The sequence below is a fragment of the Aquipuribacter aurantiacus genome, assembly GCF_051216895.1.
GTDB lineage: Bacteria > Actinomycetota > Actinomycetes > Actinomycetales > JBBAYJ01 > Aquipuribacter.
This window is the reverse complement of sequence record NZ_JBPKAO010000001.1, coordinates 270,069-291,277: the sequence shown is the minus strand read 5'-3', so window position 1 is coordinate 291,277 and position 21,209 is coordinate 270,069. Positions and strand designations below refer to the sequence as shown.

Below are 21,209 nucleotides of genomic sequence, written 5' to 3'. Positions count from 1 at the left end.
CGGGGACGGGTTCAGCAGGCCACGACGTGCGCGCGCGCCCTGGTGATCCGGTCGAGCACGTCCGTCAGCTGGGCCGCGGTCCACGGCTTGGGAAGCACGCCGTCCATGCCGGCCCGTAGGCAGGCTTCCCGATCCGTCGCCAGCACGCTGGCGGTCATCGCGAACACGGGCAGCCGCGTCCGTCCGTCCTGCGCCTCGCCGGCCCGGATCGCCAGCGTGGTCTGCAACCCGTCGAGCACCGGCATCTGCAGATCCAGCAGCAGACCGTCGTAACCGCCACCGTGCAGGGCGTCCAGCGCCTGCGCGCCGTCGCCCACCACGTCGACGTCGACCCCCACGCGTTGCAGGGCCAGCCGGGCGACGAGCTGGTTGACCTCGTTGTCCTCGGCCACCAGCAGCCGCAACGTCGACGGAGGCGGGTCCTCGCCGGAGGGGACGGTCGCCGTCACCGTCCCGCTAGCCGACGGGGCCGGGCGGGGGCCTCGCAGGGCGACCGTGGCCGCCCGGGCCGGACGGCCGTCGTCGTGGCGTGCGGGCAGCGGCACGTCCAACCGGAACGACGAACCACGCCCGGGGGCGCTGGAGACCGTGATCGTGCCCGCCATCCGCTCGACGAGCCCACCGGCGATGGCCAGTCCCAGGCCCGTGCCACCGAACCGTCGGGTGACCGACGCGTCGGCTTGGGCGAACGGGGTGAACAACCGGTCCTGCTGCTCCTGCGTCATGCCGATACCGGTGTCGGTCACCTGCACCCACAGCTGCTCGAGGTCTCCCCCGACGGTGACCGTGACGGACCCCTGCTCGGTGAACTTGACCGCGTTCGAGGCCAGGTTGGTGATGACCTGCCGAAGCCTCGAAGGGTCGCCCGTGCGGTCCTCCCGCAGTGCGGGGGAGACGGCCACGACGAGCGCGAGGCCAGCCTCCTCCGCCGCCAGCCGCACCGGCAGCACCGCCTCGTGCACCACGTCGCTCACCCGGAACGGCACGGCTTCGAGCTCGATGGCGCCGGCCTCCACCTTCGATAGGTCCAGGACGTCGTTGACGATGGTCAGCAGAGCCCGTCCCGACCGGCTGGCCTGGCGCGCCCATCCCGCCTCCTCCTCCGGCAGGTCTGCTTGCGTCAGCAGGTCGGTCAGGCCGAGGACGCCGTTGAGCGGGGTGCGGATCTCGTGGCTCATCGTGGCCAGGAACGCCGACTTGGCCCGGGACGCCTCGTCGCGCTCACGCGCGAACCGGTGGGCGGACTCGGTCGCCAGCTGCAGGCTGTCGACCAGGCGCCGGCGGTCGTCCCGTTGCAGGGCGAGGACGAGGGTCACCAGCCCGGCCACCGACACGAACGCCTGCGCCAGCAGCACCCGGGTCGCCGGTGCGGTACCACCGAAGGGGCCGAGACCCTGCAAGGTCATGACCACGATGAAGACCCCGGCCAGCAGCACGTGCGCAGCCGCGAACGTGGTGTGGAAACGCAACGCGACCCACATGCTCAACGGCAGCAGCAGGAAGCCCAACGGCAGGTTGGACTCCAGCCCGAACACCGCCGCGTAGGCCGTCACGATGACGGCGCTGGCAACGCCCAGCTCGGTCCAGCCCTTCCAGGACTGCGGGTCGTCCCGAGCCTCGGGGTCGGCCACCCGCAGGGCCAACGCCGCGAAGATGAACACGCTCGCCGCGTTGCGCAGGATCCACGCCCCTGCCGTCGGCAGCAGCGGGGTGCCCTCCACCAGCCACAACCCGACCGGACCGAGCAGCGCCGCCGCGACCGACCCCAGCAGCGAGGCCAGGACCAGGGCGGTGAGGTCCCCCGTGCTGCGGAGCCGGAAACGGTGCAGGGTCCAGCGGTCCTGCAACCTCACCAGGACGAGGCAGACGAGCAGCGACTGGACCACGTTGGCGGCGGCGAAGACGACGGCCATCTCCCACCGCACACCCGTGAGGAGGTTGATCCCGCCCGCCACGACAGCCAGCAGGAGGCCGTCGCGCAGCAGGGCCCGGCGGTCGCCCCAGGACGCGGCCAGCCAGAGGAACCCCACCGCTGCGGCGGGCCAGACGAGGGCCAGCTGCGTGTCCTCGATCCGGGTCGCGCGCCCCAGGGCCACCGCCGCGGCGTACAGCACGAGGAAGCCCACCAGCACCAGGACCGGGTGCCGGCGACGGCACCGGCCCAGGCACCGCGCGAACCCGCCGCCGGCCTCTGCTGCTGTCGACGGCTGCATCCCCAACACCTCGACCGATCAGACGTGCACCCTGAGCCGCCGAGCGGGTGATGCTCGGCGCAGTCACCCCTGGGCCGGCCCGGCATCGTCCGCACGAGCGCGGAGGTCGGCGTGTCGACGACGGTCGGACGTGGACCCCTTCGCCGGGCCTGGGCTCAGGTGCACTCGCGTTCGTACCGATGCGACCAGCGTGGAGATGGATGCTCAGGCTGACGCGGCTCGCCGGAGCGGCCGATGGTGGCGTACGGCATGGACCCGACCGGCGATGACCGTCGGTTTCGTGCTGCTGATGGCAGCGGCGATGTACCTGGGCCGGACCGCCCGCCTGCCCGACACGGCGCTCTCGCTCGTCTGGCCGGCCTCCGGCGTGGCCGTGTGGTGGATGCTCGCCCTGCGCACCCGCCGGCTCCGGCTGCTCGACTGCACGGCCCTGGCCCTGGTGGTGGCCGGCGTCAACATCGCTACCGGAGCCCCACTGCTCGTGGCGACGGTCTTCGGTCCGATCAACCTGGCCAACGGCCTCGTCGGGGCCCTGATCCTGTCAGCCGGGGGCTTCCGCCTCCACGGCCGGGCCGAGGCCCACCATCCCTTCCTGCTGCTGGGAGCCGCCGCCGCGGCCGGGCTCAGCAGCGGGCTGCTGTCGGCCGCCGCGTCCGCGTGGCTGACCGACGCCGCCTTCTGGTCCACCTTCCAGCTCGTCGCGGTCCGCAACGGTGTCAGCACCTTTCTCATCGTCAGCCTCGTCTGGGCCATGGCGCGCCCCGGCGCCCTCCGGCGTCTGGGCGGGTTCGCCGACCTCGAGTGGGCGGCCGCGATCGTCGTCGGCACGGCGACCTACCTGCTGGTGTTCGGGTGGGTCGACGACTCACCGCTGGCCTTCCTGGCCCTGCCGATCGCCGTCTGGTTCGGCGCCCGTCTCGGCCTGGCCCGGGCGACCGTGCTGAGCTTCTGCCTCGGGGCACTGGCGGTGGCGCTGTCCGTGACCGGCAGCGGCGCCTTCGGCGGGGTCGTGAGCACCACGTCCCGCGCGCTGCTGATCCAGTCCTTCGTCGCGACGACGGTGTTCGCGGTCACGGCGCTGGCCGCCCTCAACGAGCAGCGCGAACGTGAGGCCGCCAGCCTGGCGGCGACCAAGGAGCTCCTCGCGGAGGCCATCAGCTCGGCCCTGATCGGCAACGCCATCGTCGACATCCGGCCCGACGAGCCCTGCGGACGCCTCATCAGGCCCAACCCGGCCCTGGCCCGGCTGTTCCACCTGTTCGGCGCCGACGGGGACGGGCCGTACTGCTGGGCGTCGCTGCTGGCCGCGGACCAGCGGTCAGTGGTCAGCGGCGTGCTGCACGGGTTCAGCACGGGGTCCCTGGACCGCTGGACGGGTGAGCTACGGCACGTGCTGCGCGACGGGACGGAGGTCTGGGCCCAGGTCCACCTCTCCCTGCTGGCCCTGCCGACGATCCTGGGACAGGACGGCGGGGCCGGCCGACGGCCGGACGGGGCACCGTCCGTGCCCCTGGTGGCCCAGTTCCTGGACATCACGGCGAGGAGGGACGCCGAGACCCAGCTGTCCCACATGGCCTTGCACGACGACCTCACGGGTCTGCCGAACCGGGTGCTGCTGCGCGACCGGGTCGAGCACGCCCTGGCCGCCTGCCCACGCAGCGGGCAGCGCGTCGCACTGCTCTTCCTGGACCTCGACCACTTCAAGGACGTGAACGACAGCCTGGGCCACGAGGCCGGCGACGCGGTGCTCCGGGCCGTCGCGGACCGTCTGCGGGGCGCCGTGCGCCCCGCTGACACCGTCGCGCGGATCGGCGGCGACGAGTTCGTGGTCTGCCTGGCCGGGGTCGCGGACGCGCAGAGTGCCGAGCAGCTGACCCAGCGGGTCGCAGCCGCGGTCTCCCAGGTCGTCGTGGTGCAGGATCGGCGGGTGCCCGTGGGGGTCAGCGTCGGTCTGGCCGTCTCCGTCGCGGGGGACGACGCGTCGAGCCTGCTGCGGCAGAGCGACTCCGCGATGTACCAGGCCAAGCGCTCCGGCCGGGGACGAGTCTCCGGCTTCGTCCCCGACCTGGTCGCCCAGGCGGATCGTCACCTCCGGGTGCGCGACGAGCTGGAGCAGGCACTGACCGGCGACCAGCTCGTCCTGCACTACCAACCGGTCGTCGACCTGGCCACGGGACGCATGACCGCGTGCGAGGCCCTGGTGCGCTGGCAGCACCCCGTCCGGGGGCTGCTGTACCCGAGGGAGTGGCTCGACGTCGCGGAGGAGGGAGGGCTCATGCCCCGACTCGGTGGGTGGGTGCTCGACCGAGCCTGCCACGACATGGCGGAGTACACGGCTGAGAACGGTCCGCTGCGGGTGCACGTGAACGTCAGCGGCAAGCAGCTCAACCAGGCTGGGTTCGTCGAGCAGCTCGAGTGCGCCGTGGCGGCCAGCACCCTCCGGCCCGAGTCGCTCGTGCTGGAGCTCACCGAGACCCACCTCCTCGACGTCCAGCACAGCCTGCTGAAGGACCTCGCCCGGTTGGAGGCGCTGGGCGTGAGCATCGCGGTGGACGACTTCGGCACCGGTTACAGCACGCTCACCCAGCTCGTCCAGCTGCCCGTCGGCGCACTCAAGATCGACCGCAGCTTCGTCTCCGCCCTGACGACGGATGCACGCTCGGCGGCCGTCGTGCGCGGCGTGCTCGCCATGGGCGAGGCCCTCGACCTCGAGGTCGTCGCGGAAGGGGTCGAGACGCCCGAGCAGGCCACTGCGCTCCGGGCCCTCGGCTGTCGGTCCGCCCAGGGGTACCTCTGGTCACCAGGCGTCCCGGTGGACGGGCTCCACCAGGCGGCCAGCACCGGGCCGACCTCGGAGTCGGGGTTCGTACCGGGCGGCCGTCTGCCCCGGCAGGACAGGTCGACCCCGGCCGAGCCGGCCTCCGATCAGGTGACCCGGGTCTGGACGCCCATCAGCGCCGGATGAAGGGTGTCGCCAGGCACTCGCCCGGGACTACCGTCGAGGTCCGGGACCAGCGTCGGCGGACCGGCCGTCGGGGTCTGGGGTGCCGGGCGAGGTGGGGCCATGAAGATCTCCGACATCCTGCGACGCAAGGGTCGCGAGGTCGCGACCGTCCGCCCGGACGACACCGTGAGCAGCTTCGTCGACCGACTGGTCGAGCTGCGGATCGGTGCCCTCGTCGTGAGCCCGGACGGGCAGCGGGTCGAGGGGATCGTCAGCGAGCGTGATGTCGTGCGGGGGCTGCACGCCTCAGGGGCGGCTCTGCTGGACCGGCCCGTCTCCTCGATCATGACGGTGGAGGTCCACACCTGTGAACCGTCGACGTCGGTGGACGACCTGATGCGGCTGATGACCGACCAGCGGATCCGCCACGTCCCCGTCGTCGAGGACGGCCTGCTCGCTGGGATCGTCAGCATCGGTGACGTCGTCAAGCGCCGGATGGACGAGCTGCAGGACGAGCGCGACCAGCTGGAGGGCTACATCCGGGGCTGACGGCGCGCCCCCACGCACCTGCACAGCCCGTCGCCGACGAACCGGCGGTCATTCGTCCTGAGCGGGCACGACACCCGCGGCGCGGGAGCGTCGCGCGGCCAGGAACAGGAGGACTGCTACCGCGCAGAGCGCCAGGAACACGGTGAGCAGGAGTCCGAAGCCCAGCGAACCGAGGGCTTCTGACAGGCGGCGTTGCACCTGGAGCGCCGTCGTGACGACCGGGTCCGCCAGGGGTGCTCCCGCCAGGACCCGGGTCTCCCACCAGCCGTAGTAGGCGACGTAGGAGCCCGCGACCACCAGCAGCACACCACCGACGCGGGAGACGACCGGCGCAGCGCGTCGCAGCCGGTTGACCAGCGCCCCTTGCGCGAGCGCGACGGCGATGGCCGCGACGCCCACGGTGACGCCCATGCCCACCGCGTAGGCCGCGAACAGCCCGACCCCCGAGACGACCGACCCGGCGCGGAAGGACGTCACGACGATCGCCAGGAAGGGTCCGATGGTGCAGCTGAGCGAGGCGATCGCGTACGCGGACCCGAAGACCACCATCGACCAGGGGTTCCTGGTGACCGCCCGGCTACCGGGTCGCGGCAGTCGCAGGCCGGGCAGTTCACGACCGGCCGCCAGCCACAGCCCCAGCAGCACCAGGACAGCGCCGATGGCGATGGTCACCCACGGGAGACGACCCTGGATCTCGCCGGCGACCGGGGCCACGGCCAGTCCGAAGACCAGGAAGACGGCGGCGAAACCGGCCGTCATGGAGGCCGTGGCCACGAGTGCCCGTCCGACCGCCGCGGCCCGCCCGGGCGTCTCGCCCAGGACGAGCAGGGAGAGGTACGCGGGCAGCAGCGCGAAGCCGCAGGGGTTGACGGCTGCGACCATCCCGGCCGCGAGGGCCAGTCCGAACGGGGCATCGAGCATCGCCGGCCCGATCAGGAGAGGGCGTCCGACACGGCCTGGTCCAGGTCGCCCTCGCTGAGGACCCCCTGCGCCACGACCGTGCCGTCGGCGTCGAGGACGACGTAGGTGCTCTGGGACGTGATGCCGAACCGCTGCCACACGACGCCGGTCTCGTCGGAGAGGTGGACGAAGTTGTCGACCCCACGGTCGTCGACGAAGGTCCGCATGGCCTCGGCCTGGTCCAGTCCCCCGACCCCGACCACGTTCACCCGGCCCGCGTAGGTGTCGGCGACGCCGCTTATGTGGTCCGCCTGACCCGCGCAGGTGGGGCACCACGGTGCCCAGAACCACAGCAGAGCGGGCTCCCCGGCCAGGGTGGCGCCCTCGAACGTGGCGCCGTCGAGGGTGGTCGCGGTGAAGTCGAGGTCGACGGCGGCCGCGTCCACCGGCTCGTCGGTCATCGGCTCCTCGCTCATCGGCTCCTCGGTCATCGCCTCCTCGGTCATCGCCTCCTCGGTCATCGCCTCCTCGGTCATCGGCTCGTCGGTCGATCCCGACGTGACCGCTGTCGGGGACGACGCCGGGCCGGACGTCCCCCCGCACGCGGTGGCAGTCAGGAGCGTGGCGATGGTGACGGCGGACGCGATCGCGGTGCGGGTCCGGTTCATCGGTGGATCCCCTCTCGGTGGGTGGTTCCTGCTGGATTCCTCGCGGCGACGTCGTGCAGCGGTGGTGACCCTCGGAGCGGCCCGCTCGTCGTCCGGCGTGCCGCGGGCACCAGGCGGAGGTCTGCGTCGGTCCTCCGCTGCTCCGCCGTCGCCACGGCCAGGTGCACGGTGAAACGGCACCCGCCCGGCACGTTCTCGACGTCGATCCGCCCGCCGCGGGCCTCCACGAGCCCGCGGGCGATGGCGAGGCCGAGGCCTCCTCCGGCCGAGTCGCGCGTCCGGGCGACGTCGCCCCGGAAGGCGACCTCGAACAGGTGCGGCAGGTCAGGTTCGGGGATGCCGCCGCAGGCATCGGTCACGCTGATCGTGACCACCTCCGCCGCGGCTCGGACAGCGACGACGACCTGTTCCCCTCCGGAGGTGTGCCGGATCGCGTTGTCCATCAGGTTGTCGAGCACGCGGCGCAGCTCGGACGCCGGCACCAGGTGCTGCGGCGCGGCGCCCGGCGCCGTCACCAGCGCTATGCCGCGCGCGGCACCGCGGGACGCCGCGCCCTCCACCGACTCGGCCACCACCTCGCTCACCGGCACCAGGTCCTCCTCCGGGTCGAGCGTCCCGCTGGAGATCCGGGCCAGCTCGAACAGGTCGTCGACGAGGCACCCCAGCCGGTGGCTCTGCAGACGCAGCGCGCGGTGGTAGGACGCGGTGGTCGTCCGGTCCGAGACGACCCCGTCCTCCAACGCCTCCGACATGGCTCGGATGGACGCGATCGGGCTGCGCAGGTCGTGGCTGATCCATGCCACCAGCTCCTGGCGGGACTCCTCCAGCTGCTTCGCCCGTTGCTGGGCGTCGGCCAGCCGCACACCCACGTGGGAGATCTCCTGGGCCAGCATCCGCAGCTCGCTCGTGGCGATGCCGCCAGGGATGGCGAGGCGGCCCGGTGTCGCTGCCAGCTGCCGGGTCATCTCGGCGACAGCCTCGACGGACCGCTCGAACGGCGTTCCCAGGAGGAACGCCGCGTACGTGGCGACGACGCTGCTGAGCAGCAGGACCGGACCGATGACGGCCACGTCGTGCTCGCTGATGAACATCGCCTGCGCACTCACGAACACGCCCGCGGCGACCGCCGACACGGTGGTGAGGCCGGTCACGACGATCTGCAGCACCAGCGAGCGCCGGCGCAGGAGCAGAGACACCAGACCACCGGCAGCGGCCGTGGCGAACGCAGCGCCGACCGACAGCACGACGGCCTCGGTCGGCACACCCGCCGCCATCAGCAGCGCCGTCAGGGCGACCACCGCCAGCGCGGCGGCGACGAGTGCGGTGGAGCGCACGGCCCGGCGGGCCCTCATCGGTCGAACCTGTACCCGACACCCCGCACGGTGCTCAGATGCCGAGGATGCGCGGGACTGGCCTCGACCTTCTCGCGGATCCGACGGACGTGGACCGTGACCGTCGTGGTGTCGCCGAAGGAGTAGCCCCAGACCGCTTCCAGGAGGTCCTCCCGGCGGAACGCCTGCCCCGGACGCGCCATGACGAACGCCAGCAGGTCGAACTCCTTGCGCGTCAGGTCGACCAGCCGGCCCCGACGGCGGAGCTGTCGAGACGACGGGTCGAGCTCCAGCTCGCCGGCCCGCAGGCGGGTACCTCCGACCCTGCCGACCTCGCCACGCGCCCGACGCAGCACCGCCCCGACCCGCGCGGTCAGCTCCCGCGGCGAGAACGGCTTGCCCACGTAGTCGTCGGCGCCGAGCTCGAGGCCGGCGATCCGCTCCTCCTCCCGGCCTCGGGCCGTCAGCATGACGACCGGCACCGGCGCGACCTCGCGCAGCCGCCGGAACACCTCTAGCCCGCTCAGACCCGGCAGCATGAGGTCCAGCACGACCACGTCGGGCAGTGTGGCCAGTGCCCTGTCCAGGCCCGTCGCCCCGTCGCCGACCGTCTCGACGCCGTAGCCCTCCCGGAGCAGGTAGCGCGAGACCACGTCGGCCAGGTGCACGTCGTCGTCCACCACGAGGACCCGCCCCGCGGCGCCGGCCCTGGCCTGCAGGTCAGGCTGCCGAGTCGTCTCCATCACGTCCTCGACGGTAGGTGCGGCACCCGCAGGCGCGGCCGTGCAGCCCTCCGCGTTCACCGTTTCGTAAGGGGTCACGTCTCGGGCACGAGAGTTAAGGGCGCCGTAATGGTGTCGGCCGACGGCTGGGGCGACAGTCGAGGAGCACGTCCACCGATCACGACCCGAAGGAGCCCACATGTCTCGTCGAGCTCTCCTCCCGACTCCTCGCCTCGCCGGCGCCCTGGTCGCAGGCGCCGTGCTGATCGCCTCGGCGGTCGCAGGGCCGGCCAGGGCCCAGGCCACCACGCCCGTCGCCGACAACGAGGCCACCGTGCTGCGCATCGGCGGGTCCGCCGTGTCCGGTGCGAACAGCATCTCGGCGAACAGGACCCTGACGCCGGTCCGCCTGACGACGTCGGACCCCGCCACCTCCGTCGCTGACGGGACGACCCTCCACGGGCCGGTTCCCGAGGTCCGCACCAGTCGTTTCGTCCTGCCGGCCGTGCCGGCCGAAGAGGTCACGTTCCGCATCGACGGCGTCACGGTGGCGACGAGCGTCCCCCAGATGAGGCCCGCCTGGCTGCAGACCGACGCCGGCCAGGTTCCCGGCGCGCTGTTCACCGCCGGCGGCACGTCCTACCTGATCCCTCGGGTCCCGATCACCGGCGTGACCCGCACCGTGGCCCCGTCCACGGTCAACACCGCCCCCATCAACGGCCTGACCACCTACTGGTACGGCCTGCTGCCTGTGGGGGCCCAGCCCCGCATCGGCACCGCTTTCCGGCAGGCCACCTCGGGCACGACGGTCACGGGCTCGGGGACCGGTCAGCACACGGTCTACGACGCGGACGCCGTCCGCGGCAACGCCGACGCCCCAGCCGAGGAGCTCGTGCTGATCGGCCGACCCCCGACGACGATCAACACGTCCCGTCTCGACACCCCCGGCACCGAGGTCCTGGCCACGGTGACGCTGCGCAGCGGAGCCACGACGACCGTCCAGGGCATCCGCTACCGGACCGAGCGGAGCTACGGGCTGGGCGAGACGACCTGGGTCTTCGACCGCGCCGCACTCGCCGCCGCCGGCGCCACGATCACCGACGTGACCGGCGTCGTCTCGTTCACCGCGACCGACCACGACCTCACCTGGCAGGACCTCGGGTTCGACCTGGTCTGACCTGTCCTGACGTCATCGAGGGGGCCACCGCGAGGTGGCCCCCTCGAGTGGCGAGGCGACACCCCGATCGGATCGACCCGCACCGTGGTCGCCAGGCGTACGGGCCTGCCTCGGTCGCCGAGTTGTCCTGGGGGGCTCCGACCGGTAGGACTCGCGAGAGCCAGCCCACCAGGAAGGTCCCACCGTGATCACAGAAACCGGCCGCAGGCGTCCTACCGCGACGGCCCCCGGCGGCACGCTCGGCCGCCCCCGCGGGCGCTTGCGCACCAGGGTCGGGAGGGTGGCGACGTCGCTGACGGTGTTGCTGGTCCTCGTCGGCTGCGGCGTGCAGGAGAACGGGCTGCCGGAGGTCGCCGGCTCCCCGGCCGCGGCGGTGGAGGCTCCGCCGCGGCCCGAGCCGACCGTCACGGTGACCGCTTCGGTGGCCCCGGAACCGTCGGTCGCCGACGCGTCCGCTGCGGCCGCACCCGCTACGCCGGACCCACCCGACGACGCCGAGCCGGCCGAGGAGGCGGCGGCCGCCCCGCTGCCGGCGCCGGAGAACGCGGCGGACGAGCAGATCAGCCATTCCTTCCCGGGGGTGGGCGGTACGGTCCTGGAGGCCATGGACGCCGACGGTCTGGCGTTCGAGGCCAAGGGCTCGGGGGAGAACTCGTTCATCACCGCGGTCGGCGGCCGTGAGGCCGACGACTCGGCCCGGGAGTACTGGGCCCTGTACGTGAACGGCACCTACGCACAGCTCGGAGCCGGCAGCCAGCAGGCGTCGGCCGAGGACACGATCACCTGGCGACTGGAGAAGTACTGATGCGGAAGTACCTGGTGGTCGGAGCCGTCGCGCTCCTGGCCGTGCTGTGGCGGATGTACAACGCCGAGACGTACGCCATGCCCAACCTGGAGCTGGTCACGGCGACGGCCCTGGCCTCGGCGCTCCTGCTTCCCGCGAGCCGGGCGTGGATCGCCCCGCTCGCGGTCATCGCGGTGACCGACGCGCTCATCGGCAACAGCATGATCTTCCTGTTCACCTGGTCGGCCTGGCTGGTGACGGCCGCGTTCGCGCTCGGCCTGCGCCGCTTCAGCGGCAAGCGCATGGTGCTGGTCGGGACCGGGATGGGGACCATCGCGTCCACGTGGTTCTTCCTGTGGACCAACGGCGGCGTGTGGCTGATGGGCGACGGCACCATGTACGCACGCAGCTGGGAGGGTCTCATCCAGTGCTACGTGGCCGGCATCCCGTTCTACCGCAACATGCTTGTCGGCAACCTCGTCCTCGTGCCCGTGGTGCTGGGTTGCATCGAATGGCTGCGGCACCGCGGCCGGCTCAGCGGCGGCAGCGTCCGCCGCCAGGCCACCGAGGTGCTCACGCGTGGCGACCTGGACCGCGCGGCCTGATCACGTCCGCCACGCTGAACCCCACCGTCCTGCAGGTCGGTGGGGTTCAGCTGTATCCGGACGGGCGGCGGGGCGCTACGTTGTGCGGGCACCACCCCTTGTGCGGGGAAGTCGGTGAGATTCCGACGCTGTCCCGCAACCGTGAAGAGGCAGTCCCTCCAGCCGGGTTACCGCACCAGGGGCTCGCGGATCTGCTGCCGGTGGAGCAGCGGTGACCTCACGACCCGCAGAGAGACAACACCCCTGTGCGCAGAAGCATGTACGTGGTGAGCGGCAGCGTCATCACGCTGGCCCTCGCAGGCCTATCCGTCCCAGGCGCGGCGGCGGCTCCGGTCGGAGCCCCCTGCACCTCCCCCAACGGGGTGACCGTCGTGGTGGACTTCACCCAGTCCGGGGGTGGCAGCGACCAGCAGATCGGGTGCGCCCCGGCCGGCACGGACTTCTCCTCCTACCGTGCGGTGCTGGCCGCGGCCGGCTTCGACGTCGTCGGCGGCGACTTCCCCACCCGCATCGACGGGTTCCCCGTGACGCCGGACCCGACCTACAGCGAGTACTGGTCGTTCTTCGAGTCCGGGCCCGCGGCGACGTCCTGGACGATGGACCGGTCGCCCGGTGTCTCGCCCGGCAACGTCCTCGGCCTCAGCTACGACGTCGACGTCCCGGCGTGGAACGACCCGGCGTACCCCTCCTTCGTCTTCGACCCGCCCCGGATCACCCCGGCGGCGGCGGTCGCGTTCGACGGTGAGCCCGCCCCGGACCCGACCCCGGACCCCGCCCCGGAGACACCGGCTCCCGCGCCGTCGGCCAACAGCCTCACCCTGACGCCGGACGCGTTCGGCAGCTGGGCCACCGGCTACGAGGACTACGAGGTCGGTGCCGGCGTGGACGCCACCTGGCGGACCCCCGACAACGCGGTGGGCCCGTACGGCACCGACCTCGTGGTGCTGGGCGACAGCGGGTCCATCACGCTGACGTTCGACCAGGGCATCGAGAACGCAGCCGGTGAGGACTTCGGCGTCTTCGAGAACGGCTTCGGCACGGCCGCGTCGGCGTTCCTCGAGTTCGCCGAGGTCACCGCCATCGCCGCCGACGGGACCGAGTACGACTTCCCGTCGCTGACCACCCGCACCACCCCGGTCGGGCCGTACGAGACCGTCGCCCAGGCCGACTACCGAGGCCTGGCCGGCATCGCCCTCGGCGGGTTCGCCACCGGGTTCGACCTGACCTCGGCCGGCGTGCCCGCCGGTGGGTCCGTCACGGCGATCCGCCTCGACGACGTCCTCGGTGACGGCTCGGTGCTGGACAGCGCCGGCAACCCGGTCTACGACCCGACGCCAGGCGTGGGGTCGGCCGGGTTCGACCTGCGAGCCGTCGGCGTCCTCAACCCGGGCACGGGCGTCCCCTCCCCGGGCGACGGCGACGAGCAGACCGGTGACGTCGAGGTGCGCGTCGGCATCACCCAGCAGGCCAGCGGCGGTCTGGCCCTGTCGCTGTCCGGCAACGTGGCCGACCTCGGCGTCGCCACGTTGTCCCCGGACCTGACGGCCCTGGTCGCCGAGGGCGAGTTCCCGGTCGCGACGGTCGCGGACACCCGCACCATCAACCCCGGCTGGACCCTCACCGCGAGCTCCACCGACTTCACCGGCTTCACCACCATCCCCGGTGCGGTGCTCGGCATCACCCCCGAGGTCGTGTCGGCGGACGAGAGCGTGAGCGTCACCCCGGGCCCGGCGGTTCCGGCCGGGACCGGCTTCACCGCAGGGACGACCCTCGCGACGGCTCCGGCCGGCCGCGGGACCGGCACGGCGCGCGTCGGTGCGGACCTGCTCTTCGAGGCCCCGACGGCGACGCCTCCGGGCGCCTACGTGTCGACCGTCACCGTCACGGTGTTCTGACGCTGCCGCAGCACCTCAGGAGGGCCCACGGCTTCGGTCGTGGGCCCTCCGGCCGTCCGGAGGAGGACTGATGGTCAGCACGACGAGGGTGATCCTGGTCGCGCTCGCGATGGTGGCGCTGGCCGCGCCCGCCTCCGCCTCGGGCGTGACGGACGCGTCGGGGACGGAGCAGCCGGAGACGGAGCAGCCGGAGACGGGTCAGTCGTGGCTGATCAGCCCGGCGACCGAGGAGGGCGTGGTCGACGGCCGACCGTTCTACACCTACACGGTCGACCCGGGCGAGACCATCACGGACCACCTACGCATCAAGAGCCTCGCCGAGGCCACCCAGGTCCTGACGCTGTACCCGTCCGAGGCCGGCAACGCCGCCAACGGCGACCTGGTCCTGGCCGACCGCGAGACCGCGCCGGAGGGCCTGAGCGCGTGGACGTCGCTGGACGTGCAGGCCCTCGAGCTCCCGCCCGACGGCGAGCAGCTGGTCCGCTTCGAGATCCAGGTGCCCGGCGACGCCGAGCCGGGCGACTACACCCAGGGCATCGTCACCAGCCAGACCCAGCAGGTCGAGCAGGACGACGGCCAGCTGGTCAACCTCGACTCCCGGCTGGCGGCCCGCGTCTACGTGCGGGTCAACGGCGACCTGGCCCCCCAGGTGGAGTTCACCGGCCTGACCGACACCTACGAGCGCGCGTGGTGGAACCCGTTCGGCACGACCGAGCTGTCGTACTCGGTCCGCAACACCGGCAACGTGCGACTGCGGGCCAGCGACGCGGTGACGGCCGAGGGCCCGTTCGGCATCGACCTGGGCGGGCCGGCGTCCGGGCCGGAGATCCTGGACCTGCTACCCGGCTCCGAGGTGGTGTCCCAGCCGGTCGAGATACCCCGTGTCCTCGCACTGCTCCAGCTGACGCAGTCGGTCGAGCTCAGCCCCTACGCGGTGAACCAGGGCGACCTGCCTGTCGCCCCCGTCGAGGCGTCGTCCACACGGTGGGCGCCCTACTGGCCCGCCGTCGTGCTGCTGGCTCTCGGGCTGCTGACCTGGCTGGTGCGGTGGCGTCGACGACGCCGGCTCCCTGGGCCGCCAGCCTCACGCGAGCAAGCGACTGCCCGCACGCCGACAGCCACGGTCTCGTCGCCCGAGGCGTCCCCCGACGAGGACGAGCGGCCGCCGCGGAGCGGTTAGGGACCGATGGGGTGCGGCGGTGCCGGGTCGCCCGCGACTTCGAGCAGACCGACCGCCAAGGCCCGTTCGAGTCCGTCGAGGAGCAGGTCGAGGCCGAGCTCGAAAGAGCTCTCGTTGCTCGGGTGCTCCAGGTGCCAGTGCACGTGCGCCACCAGCTCCGGGTAGGTGTCGAGGCCGGGTCGCGTCAGGAAGTCCGCCGCCGCGTGCTCGAGGTCCCGACCTAGCCCGCTGGTCTGGGCCGCGAAGGTCACCGCCTGCACGGCATGGCCCAGGACGTGGTTCTGGATGATGTGGAAGGCGCGGTCCAGCAGCGACGGCGGGAACCCAGCGGCCCGCAGGGTCGCGAGCGAGGCGTCCATCTGTCCCATCCGTGCCGGGCCGACACCCGAGGTCTGCGTGACCCAGAGCATCGCGGCCCACGGGTGCCGCAACAGCGCCGCGTGGGTCTCGACCGCACGGTGGCGCAGCTGCTCCTTCCACGGGGCGTCGAGCGGCGGGTCGTCGACCTCCGCGGCCACCTGGTCCGCGAGCGCGTCCAGCAGGTCCGACTTGTTGGCCACGTGGTGGTACAGCGCCATCGCCTCGACCCCGAGCTCGGCGCCGAGGCGCCGCATGGTCAACCGGTCGAGGCCGGCGGTGTCGGCGACGGTCATGGCGGCTCGCAGCACCCTCTGACGGGACAACGGGGTCCGGGCATTGACAGTCACGGTCGCCGATCGTACTTTACAACGTACGTTCTTACGACGTAAAGGAGAAGCAGGATGAAGGCTCTGGTGCAGGCTCGGTACGGCTGGCCGACCGATGTCCTCGACCTGGAGGACGAGCCGGAGCCGTCGGTGGGCGAGCACGACGTCCTGATCCGGGTGGAGGCGGCCTCGGTCAACGCGGCGGACTGGCACCTGGTCCGAGGGTTGCCGCTGTTCGTGCGTGCCGGGATGGGCCTGCGCCGTCCCCGGCAGACGAGGGTCGGCTCCGACGCGGCCGGGCGGGTGGAGGCCGTCGGGCGTGCGGTCACGCGCTTCGCGCCCGGGGACGACGTGGTGGCCTGGGGCGTCGGGGCGTTCGCCGAGCTCATGGTCACCAGCGAGGAGCACGTGGTGCGTCGCCCCGAGGGCCTCGACGCCGTGGCCGCGGCCACGATCCCGCTGGCCGGGACCACCGCCCTGCAAGGGCTCCGGGACAAGGCCCGGGTCGGCGAGGGCAGCCGCGTCCTCGTCACCGGGGCCTCCGGGGGTGTGGGCTCGTTCGCCGTCCAGCTCGCCGTCAGGGCCGGCGCCACGGTGACAGCGAGCTGCAGCACGGGCAACGTCGACATGGTCCGCTCGCTCGGGGCCGAGCGCGCCCTGGACTACACCCGCGACCGCGTGCCCGGACCTGGACCCTTCGACACCGTGCTCCACCTCGCCGGGCCCACCTCGGTGCGCGAGATGTTCCGCTCCCTGACCCCGCAGGGCAGCCTGGTCATGGCCAACGGGGAGGGCGGGCGTTGGCTCGGCCCGCTGCCCGCCATGGGCCGCGCCGCCGCCAGGTCGGCCGTGTCGTCCCGGCGTGCCGCGTGCTACGTCGCGAGGACGACCCGCGACGACGTGCAAGAGCTGGTCGACCTGGCCGCCGCCGGGACGCTGCGCACCGTGATCGGCCGGACCTACGACCTGTCGCAGGCGGCCGAGGCCGTGGCCCACGTCGCCGAGGGGCACCCCCGCGGCAAGGTCGTGGTCACCGTCTGATGCGCGGACCTGCCGCAGCGCGCAGCCGACGGTTCAGACGCGCGACGCGTCGCTGCGACGTCGCGGCCAGACGTTCTCGACCTGGGCGTCCTCCTCCGGGGTGGCGGGTCGGAACGGCGGGTCGGTCGGGGCGGGCAGGGCGTGGCTGTCCTGGCCGCGGGTGCGCCACAGGCTCGCGCCGACGGCGCCGGCGATGAGGAGGGCGATGACCGACAGGGAGATCTCGGTGGGGATCTTGTAGACGTCGACCTGCAGGGCCATCTTGATGCCGACCCAGACCAGCACCAGCGCCAGGCCCAGCTTGAGGTAGACGAAGCGGTGCATCAGGTCGGCGAGCAGGAAGTACATCGCGCGCAGGCCCAGCAGCGCGAACGCGTTGGCCGTGAACACGAGGAACGGCTCCGACGTCACCGCGAAGATGGCGGGGATGGAGTCGACCGCGAAGATGACGTCGGTGACCTCGACCATCACCAGGACCAGCAGCAGCGGGGTGGCCAGCAGCACGCCTCCGCGGCGGACCAGGAAGCGCTGCCCGTGGAAGGTGTCGGTCATCGGGACCGCCCGCCGGAACCAGCGGACGACCCGGGACTGCGAGGGGTCGATGTGGCTGTTGCGGGTGCGGATCATCTGCACTCCGGTCCACAGCAGGAACGCGGCGAACACGTAGAGGACCGCGGAGAACGTGTCGATGATCGCGGCGCCGGCGGCGATGAACGCGCCGCGCAGCACCAGCGCCCCGACCACGCCGAGGAACAGGACCCGGTGCTGCAGCTCCCGCGGGACGGCGAAGAACGTGAAGATGATCGCCCAGACGAACACGTTGTCCACGGCCAGGGACTTCTCGATCAGGTAGCCGGCGAAGTACTGCTGGCCCAGCTCTGCGCCGTAGACCTGCCAGATGCCGACGCCGAAACCGACGCCGATCGCCACCCAGATCGCGGACCACGCGGCGGCCTCGCGGACACCGATGACGTGGGCGTGACGGTGGGCGAAGAGGTCGACGGCGAGCATGGCGACGATGCCGGCGAGCACGGCGAACCACAGCCACAGGGGGACGTCCATCACGGGGGAACCTTCCGGTCGAAGCTGACCGAAGGTCTCCCCCGACCGCGAGTGACGCGGCCCACCGCGCCGAGCGCCGGGAGGCGCTGTACTGACGACACGGATGAGGTGGGGTACTCCCCTTCACGAACCCGGCGATGATGCGGGAGCCCGCCAGGTGCTGTCAAGAGCTATGCCGGCGGTGTCCGTTCGCCGTTGAGGCGTCCCCCCCTGTGACCAGCACTCTCACCACTACGCCGAGGCGTCCAGACAGCGACGAGAGTCAGCGGCACGGATGGCAGCGATGAGGCACCGGAGGTGTTCAGGTGCCTGCCGACGTTCGTGGGGCCAGGACGACCTCACCCTTCCGTGCCGTACGCAGCGTGGTCAGGTCGGCATGCGTGATGCGGCCTTCGAGCGGTACATCGCCGCATCCGCTCGGCGCAGCGCGTCGTCAAGGTCCTCCTCGGGAGCCACCACGACGGACCCGGTGCTCGCGCGGACCGTCACCGGCCTGCCGTCGGCCATGACCGTGACCGGCAGCATGGACGCGAGCCGGGCTTCCAGCCGGTGCATGACCAACGGTCCCTCGACCGGGGCACAGAGGACCACGAACTCGTCACCACCCATGCGGCACACCGTGTCGTCGTCCCGCATGACCCCCCGCAACCGTCGACCCGTCTCGACCAGGACGCGGTCGCCGACATCGTGGCCGTAGGTGTCGTTGACCGTCTTGAAGTCGTCGAGGTCGACGTACAGCAGGCCTACCCCGCTGCCGTCGCGTTCCTGGCGGCGCTGTGCCTCGTCCAGTTCCTCGCTCAACGCTCGGCGGTTGGCCAGTCCCGTCAGCGGGTCCTCCGTCGCAGCGGCGCGCAGCTCCTGCTCGAGGGCATGCCGGGCCGTGAGGTCGACGACCTGGACGATGAGGTGCAGAGGCGTGCCATCGTTGTCGCGCACCACCGCCACGGACAGCTGGCAGGAGAGCCAGCCCCCGGACACGTGAGGCAGACGGCGATCGATCACATGTCGTTCGCGAGATCCCGACAACCACGTGGCGAGCAAATCGCCGTCGTGGTCCCGCTCGTCGGGATGCGCGGCCCACTGCAGCCCGTCGGCCATCAGGTGCGCCTCGGTGACCCCGAGCAGGTCGCACAGAGCGGTGTTGGCCTCGAGCAGGCTGCCGTCCGGGCGCAGGATCGCGATACCGATCGGTGCGTGGTCGAACGTCAGGCGCAGGGACCGCTCGGCGACCGTCAGTCGGTGACGTGCCTCCTGCTGCTCCGTGATGTCGTCGACCGTGACAACGGTGCCTATGGCGCCGCCGCTCAGGACGACGGGGGCGGCCCGGGTCCGGTACCAGGCGTACCCCCCGGTCGGCAGCCCGTAGCCTTGAATCGCCTCCCGTTCCGCTACGTCGCGGATCGCCGACACGACCGGAAGCGCTGCCACCTCGTGCGGTCGGCCGGCCTCATCCACTACCTGCACATGGTCCATCAGGCTGCTGGGCGAGCTGTAGATGGCATCCACCCCGACTCCCAGCCGCTGGAGGAAGCGCTCGCCACCGGGGTTGATGTGCAGCAACGTGCCGTCCGGCGCGCGCAGCATCACCGCGATCGGCAGCCCGTCCAGGATGGTCACCAGGTGGGCGTGCTGCGACTCGCTCGTGCTGATCACCGAACGGGAACCTCCACAGCCCTACATCGACAACGACGCGATGTCCTTGAGCGAGACCGTAGCGATGGCTGCGACAGCGGTCACGGCTCGGGTGCCCGCCCCCAGCGACTGGGTTCGCGGCGGGCCAGGTTGTAGGTGTTCTGCGGATGCTGACGTTCGGCAGGTCGCCCAGGGCGGCCGCAGCCTGGTCAGGAAGGACGCGCAGCGCTGCAGGTCCACCGGCACCTGCGACGCGACCGGCCCGCACCAGTGCGTCTACGGCCCGTCGTTGCGCGTCGGTCAGCGGGGTCACGGCCATGGCAGGTCCCCCACGACCGGAACGAGAGCACCCGAGCGAACCTGGGTGAGGAAGCCGCTGGATGCCTCCAGCTCCTGCGGGGTCATGATCGTGGGGTTGACCTCGCGGTGGACCTGGTCGGACACGCGCCGGCAGGCGTCGTAGACCGCCATCACCTCAGGAGTGCCGACAACCATCTACGTCGACGTCCGTCGGTGCCGCCCCACGCTCCCCGCAGAGACGCCCCGCGAAGAAAGCGAACAGGAGACGGACGCCACGCCGGGCGCGTCAGACAGCTTGGCTCAGGAATCCAGGACGTCGGCGCAGGGGCGCTGCACTGAATATCCTGACGTCGTGGTGCGACGGTGGTCTCAGGCGACAGCGCAACAGTCTTGGATGACGGGACATCTGCGAGCCCTGCACCAGGAGCCCGAGGTTGGGCTCCTGCTTCCAGACACCCATGCCTACCTCGCCGATGCGATCCGGACGCTGGGGCTCGAGCCAGAAGTTCATCCCGCTGCCGGGATCAGCGTCGAGGTACCAGGCACCACCGCGGGACGGCCCGTGGTGCTGCGCGCAGACATGGACGCACTGCCAATCACGGAGCGCAGCGGCGTCGGCCACCCGTCACGTCGCGATGGAGCGATGCACGCCTGCGGGCACGACCTCCACATGGCGATGCTGCTCGGGGCGCTCGCCTGTCTGGTGGAGGAGCCACCCGCACGGCGGACGGTAGTGGTTTTCCAGCCGGGCGAGGAGACGGATCGTGGGGCGGTCCAGACCCTTGCGCGGCACGCCACCCTGGCGCTCGACGACGCGGAGGCCTTCGCCATCCACGTCCACGCGACGTTGCCGCCGCACTCTGTGCACCTGCGCCCCGGGACCTTCATGGCCTTTGGGGACTGGTTCCAGGTCGACTATCGCGGCCCCGGCGCCCACGCGAGCCAACCCCATCTGGCGGGCAACCCGATCGTGGCAGCAAGCGACCTGGTCAGACGGCTGGGGACGTCCGTAGACGACCTCGCTCGCACAGAGCACCTCGTCGCCACCGTCACCGAGTCGCTGATCGGCAACACCGTCAACGTCATCCCCACCGACGGTCGGCTGCGCGGCACACTCCGATCCCTCTCGGCTGGCCGACGTGATGCCCTGATTGCCCAGCTCGAGCACCTGGCACGCACCACCGCCACCGCGTACGGCATCGAGGCCCGTGTGTCGATCACGGAGGGCTACCCCTCGGTAGTCAACGACCCGGACTACGTCAACCGGGTCCGGCTCGCGGTCGGGGACCGCGCCGAGGTCGTCGAGATGCGCGAGCCGTCCATGGTGATCGAGGACTTCGCCTACTTCCTACAGCGCTGGCCAGGGGCGATGGTCTACCTGGGCGCCCAGGTCCCGGGCCGCGACGCCTTCAACCACGCCGCAGACGCCGTCTTCGACTCTGAGGTCCTGCAGACAGGTGCCGCACTCCACCTGCTGGCCGCCGACGGTCTGCCCGCGGCCTGACCCCGCCAGGACGAAC

The 21,209-nt window shown here is 72.0% G+C and carries 18 protein-coding genes and 1 riboswitch; of the genes, 9 read left to right on the top strand and 9 right to left on the bottom strand.

Translation table 11 applies throughout. The annotated features are described in order from the left end of the window. Positions 1 to 11: 11 nt before the first annotated feature. Positions 12 to 2,213, bottom strand: coding sequence for a hybrid sensor histidine kinase/response regulator (locus tag ACR80Q_RS01420; protein ID WP_435375753.1), 2,202 nt, complete (start codon positions 2,211 to 2,213; stop codon positions 12 to 14). A gap of 265 nt (positions 2,214 to 2,478) precedes the next feature. Here ACR80Q_RS01420 and ACR80Q_RS01415 point away from each other — a divergent pair, with 265 nt between their 5' ends. Together ACR80Q_RS01415 and ACR80Q_RS01410 are read left to right on the top strand one after the other, a co-directional pair. Beyond that, on the top strand, positions 2,479 to 5,178 hold the full coding sequence (locus ACR80Q_RS01415) for a bifunctional diguanylate cyclase/phosphodiesterase (RefSeq protein WP_435375752.1): 2,700 nt from the start codon (positions 2,479 to 2,481) through the stop codon (positions 5,176 to 5,178). Between the two features lie 99 nt (positions 5,179 to 5,277). Further along, entirely contained in the window at positions 5,278 to 5,706 is a 429-nt protein-coding gene (locus ACR80Q_RS01410) for a CBS domain-containing protein (RefSeq protein WP_435375751.1), read from the top strand. 48 nt (positions 5,707 to 5,754) lie between these two features. On the opposite strand, the gene ACR80Q_RS01405 is transcribed toward ACR80Q_RS01410, so the two are convergent. From ACR80Q_RS01405 to ACR80Q_RS01390, 4 genes are all read right to left on the bottom strand, one after another. Continuing rightward, entirely contained in the window at positions 5,755 to 6,627 is an 873-nt protein-coding gene (locus ACR80Q_RS01405; RefSeq protein WP_435375750.1) for a cytochrome c biogenesis CcdA family protein, read from the bottom strand. An 11-nt stretch (positions 6,628 to 6,638) separates the two neighbouring features. Then, entirely contained in the window at positions 6,639 to 7,142 is a 504-nt protein-coding gene (locus tag ACR80Q_RS01400) for a redoxin domain-containing protein (protein WP_435375749.1), read from the bottom strand. Between the two features lie 128 nt (positions 7,143 to 7,270). Beyond that, positions 7,271 to 8,626 (bottom strand): sensor histidine kinase, encoded by a 1,356-nt coding sequence (locus tag ACR80Q_RS01395; RefSeq protein ID WP_435375748.1) that lies wholly within the window; start codon positions 8,624 to 8,626, stop codon positions 7,271 to 7,273. After that, positions 8,623 to 9,348, bottom strand: a complete 726-nt coding sequence (locus tag ACR80Q_RS01390) for a response regulator transcription factor (RefSeq protein WP_435376036.1) — start codon at positions 9,346 to 9,348, stop codon at positions 8,623 to 8,625. Before ACR80Q_RS01390 ends, ACR80Q_RS01395 begins: the two co-directional genes overlap by 4 nt. 178 nt (positions 9,349 to 9,526) lie before the next feature. Between ACR80Q_RS01390 and ACR80Q_RS01385 the strand changes: the two genes are divergently transcribed. The 5 genes from ACR80Q_RS01385 (at position 9,527) to ACR80Q_RS01365 (ending at position 14,968) form a co-directional block, all read left to right on the top strand. After that, the gene (locus ACR80Q_RS01385) at positions 9,527 to 10,504 is read left to right on the top strand and encodes a hypothetical protein (RefSeq protein WP_435375747.1); all 978 of its coding nucleotides are present in this window, start codon (positions 9,527 to 9,529) and stop codon (positions 10,502 to 10,504) included. A gap of 280 nt (positions 10,505 to 10,784) precedes the next feature. Then, on the top strand, positions 10,785 to 11,309 hold the full coding sequence (locus ACR80Q_RS01380; protein WP_435375746.1) for a DUF4430 domain-containing protein: 525 nt from the start codon (positions 10,785 to 10,787) through the stop codon (positions 11,307 to 11,309). After that, positions 11,309 to 11,893, top strand: coding sequence for a DUF6580 family putative transport protein (locus tag ACR80Q_RS01375; protein WP_435375745.1), 585 nt, complete (start codon positions 11,309 to 11,311; stop codon positions 11,891 to 11,893). The genes ACR80Q_RS01380 and ACR80Q_RS01375 overlap by 1 nt, the downstream gene beginning before the upstream one ends. Before the next feature lie 94 nt (positions 11,894 to 11,987). After that, a riboswitch (adenosylcobalamin (AdoCbl) riboswitch) is annotated at positions 11,988 to 12,075 on the top strand. Positions 12,076 to 12,255: 180 nt separating this feature from the next. Beyond that, the gene (locus ACR80Q_RS01370) at positions 12,256 to 13,788 is read left to right on the top strand and encodes a WxL domain-containing protein (protein WP_435375744.1); all 1,533 of its coding nucleotides are present in this window, start codon (positions 12,256 to 12,258) and stop codon (positions 13,786 to 13,788) included. A 70-nt stretch (positions 13,789 to 13,858) separates the two neighbouring features. Then, on the top strand, positions 13,859 to 14,968 hold the full coding sequence (locus ACR80Q_RS01365) for a hypothetical protein (protein ID WP_435375743.1): 1,110 nt from the start codon (positions 13,859 to 13,861) through the stop codon (positions 14,966 to 14,968). On the opposite strand, the gene ACR80Q_RS01360 is transcribed toward ACR80Q_RS01365, so the two are convergent. Beyond that, positions 14,965 to 15,621 carry a TetR/AcrR family transcriptional regulator C-terminal domain-containing protein gene (locus tag ACR80Q_RS01360; protein ID WP_435375742.1) on the bottom strand — a complete coding sequence of 219 codons (657 nt, stop codon included), beginning with the start codon at positions 15,619 to 15,621 and terminating at the stop codon, positions 14,965 to 14,967. The genes ACR80Q_RS01365 and ACR80Q_RS01360 overlap by 4 nt on opposite strands. A 108-nt stretch (positions 15,622 to 15,729) precedes the next feature. On the opposite strand from ACR80Q_RS01360, the gene ACR80Q_RS01355 reads away from it, so the two are divergent. Then, positions 15,730 to 16,695, top strand: a complete 966-nt coding sequence (locus ACR80Q_RS01355) for an NAD(P)-dependent alcohol dehydrogenase (RefSeq protein WP_435375741.1) — start codon at positions 15,730 to 15,732, stop codon at positions 16,693 to 16,695. Positions 16,696 to 16,728: 33 nt separating this feature from the next. Here the strand turns inward: ACR80Q_RS01355 and ACR80Q_RS01350 are convergent, their stop codons facing one another. The 3 genes from ACR80Q_RS01350 to ACR80Q_RS01340 form a co-directional block, all read right to left on the bottom strand. After that, the gene (locus tag ACR80Q_RS01350; RefSeq protein ID WP_435375740.1) at positions 16,729 to 17,757 is read right to left on the bottom strand and encodes a TerC family protein; all 1,029 of its coding nucleotides are present in this window, start codon (positions 17,755 to 17,757) and stop codon (positions 16,729 to 16,731) included. Between the two features lie 366 nt (positions 17,758 to 18,123). Beyond that, positions 18,124 to 19,410, bottom strand: coding sequence for a diguanylate cyclase domain-containing protein (locus ACR80Q_RS01345; RefSeq protein WP_435375739.1), 1,287 nt, complete (start codon positions 19,408 to 19,410; stop codon positions 18,124 to 18,126). 288 nt (positions 19,411 to 19,698) lie between these two features. Further along, positions 19,699 to 19,884, bottom strand: coding sequence for a hypothetical protein (locus ACR80Q_RS01340; RefSeq protein ID WP_435375738.1), 186 nt, complete (start codon positions 19,882 to 19,884; stop codon positions 19,699 to 19,701). A 199-nt stretch (positions 19,885 to 20,083) separates the two neighbouring features. Here ACR80Q_RS01340 and ACR80Q_RS01335 point away from each other — a divergent pair, with 199 nt between their 5' ends. Further along, positions 20,084 to 21,193, top strand: coding sequence for a M20 metallopeptidase family protein (locus ACR80Q_RS01335; protein WP_435375737.1), 1,110 nt, complete (start codon positions 20,084 to 20,086; stop codon positions 21,191 to 21,193). The last annotated feature ends 16 nt before the right edge of the window (positions 21,194 to 21,209 follow it).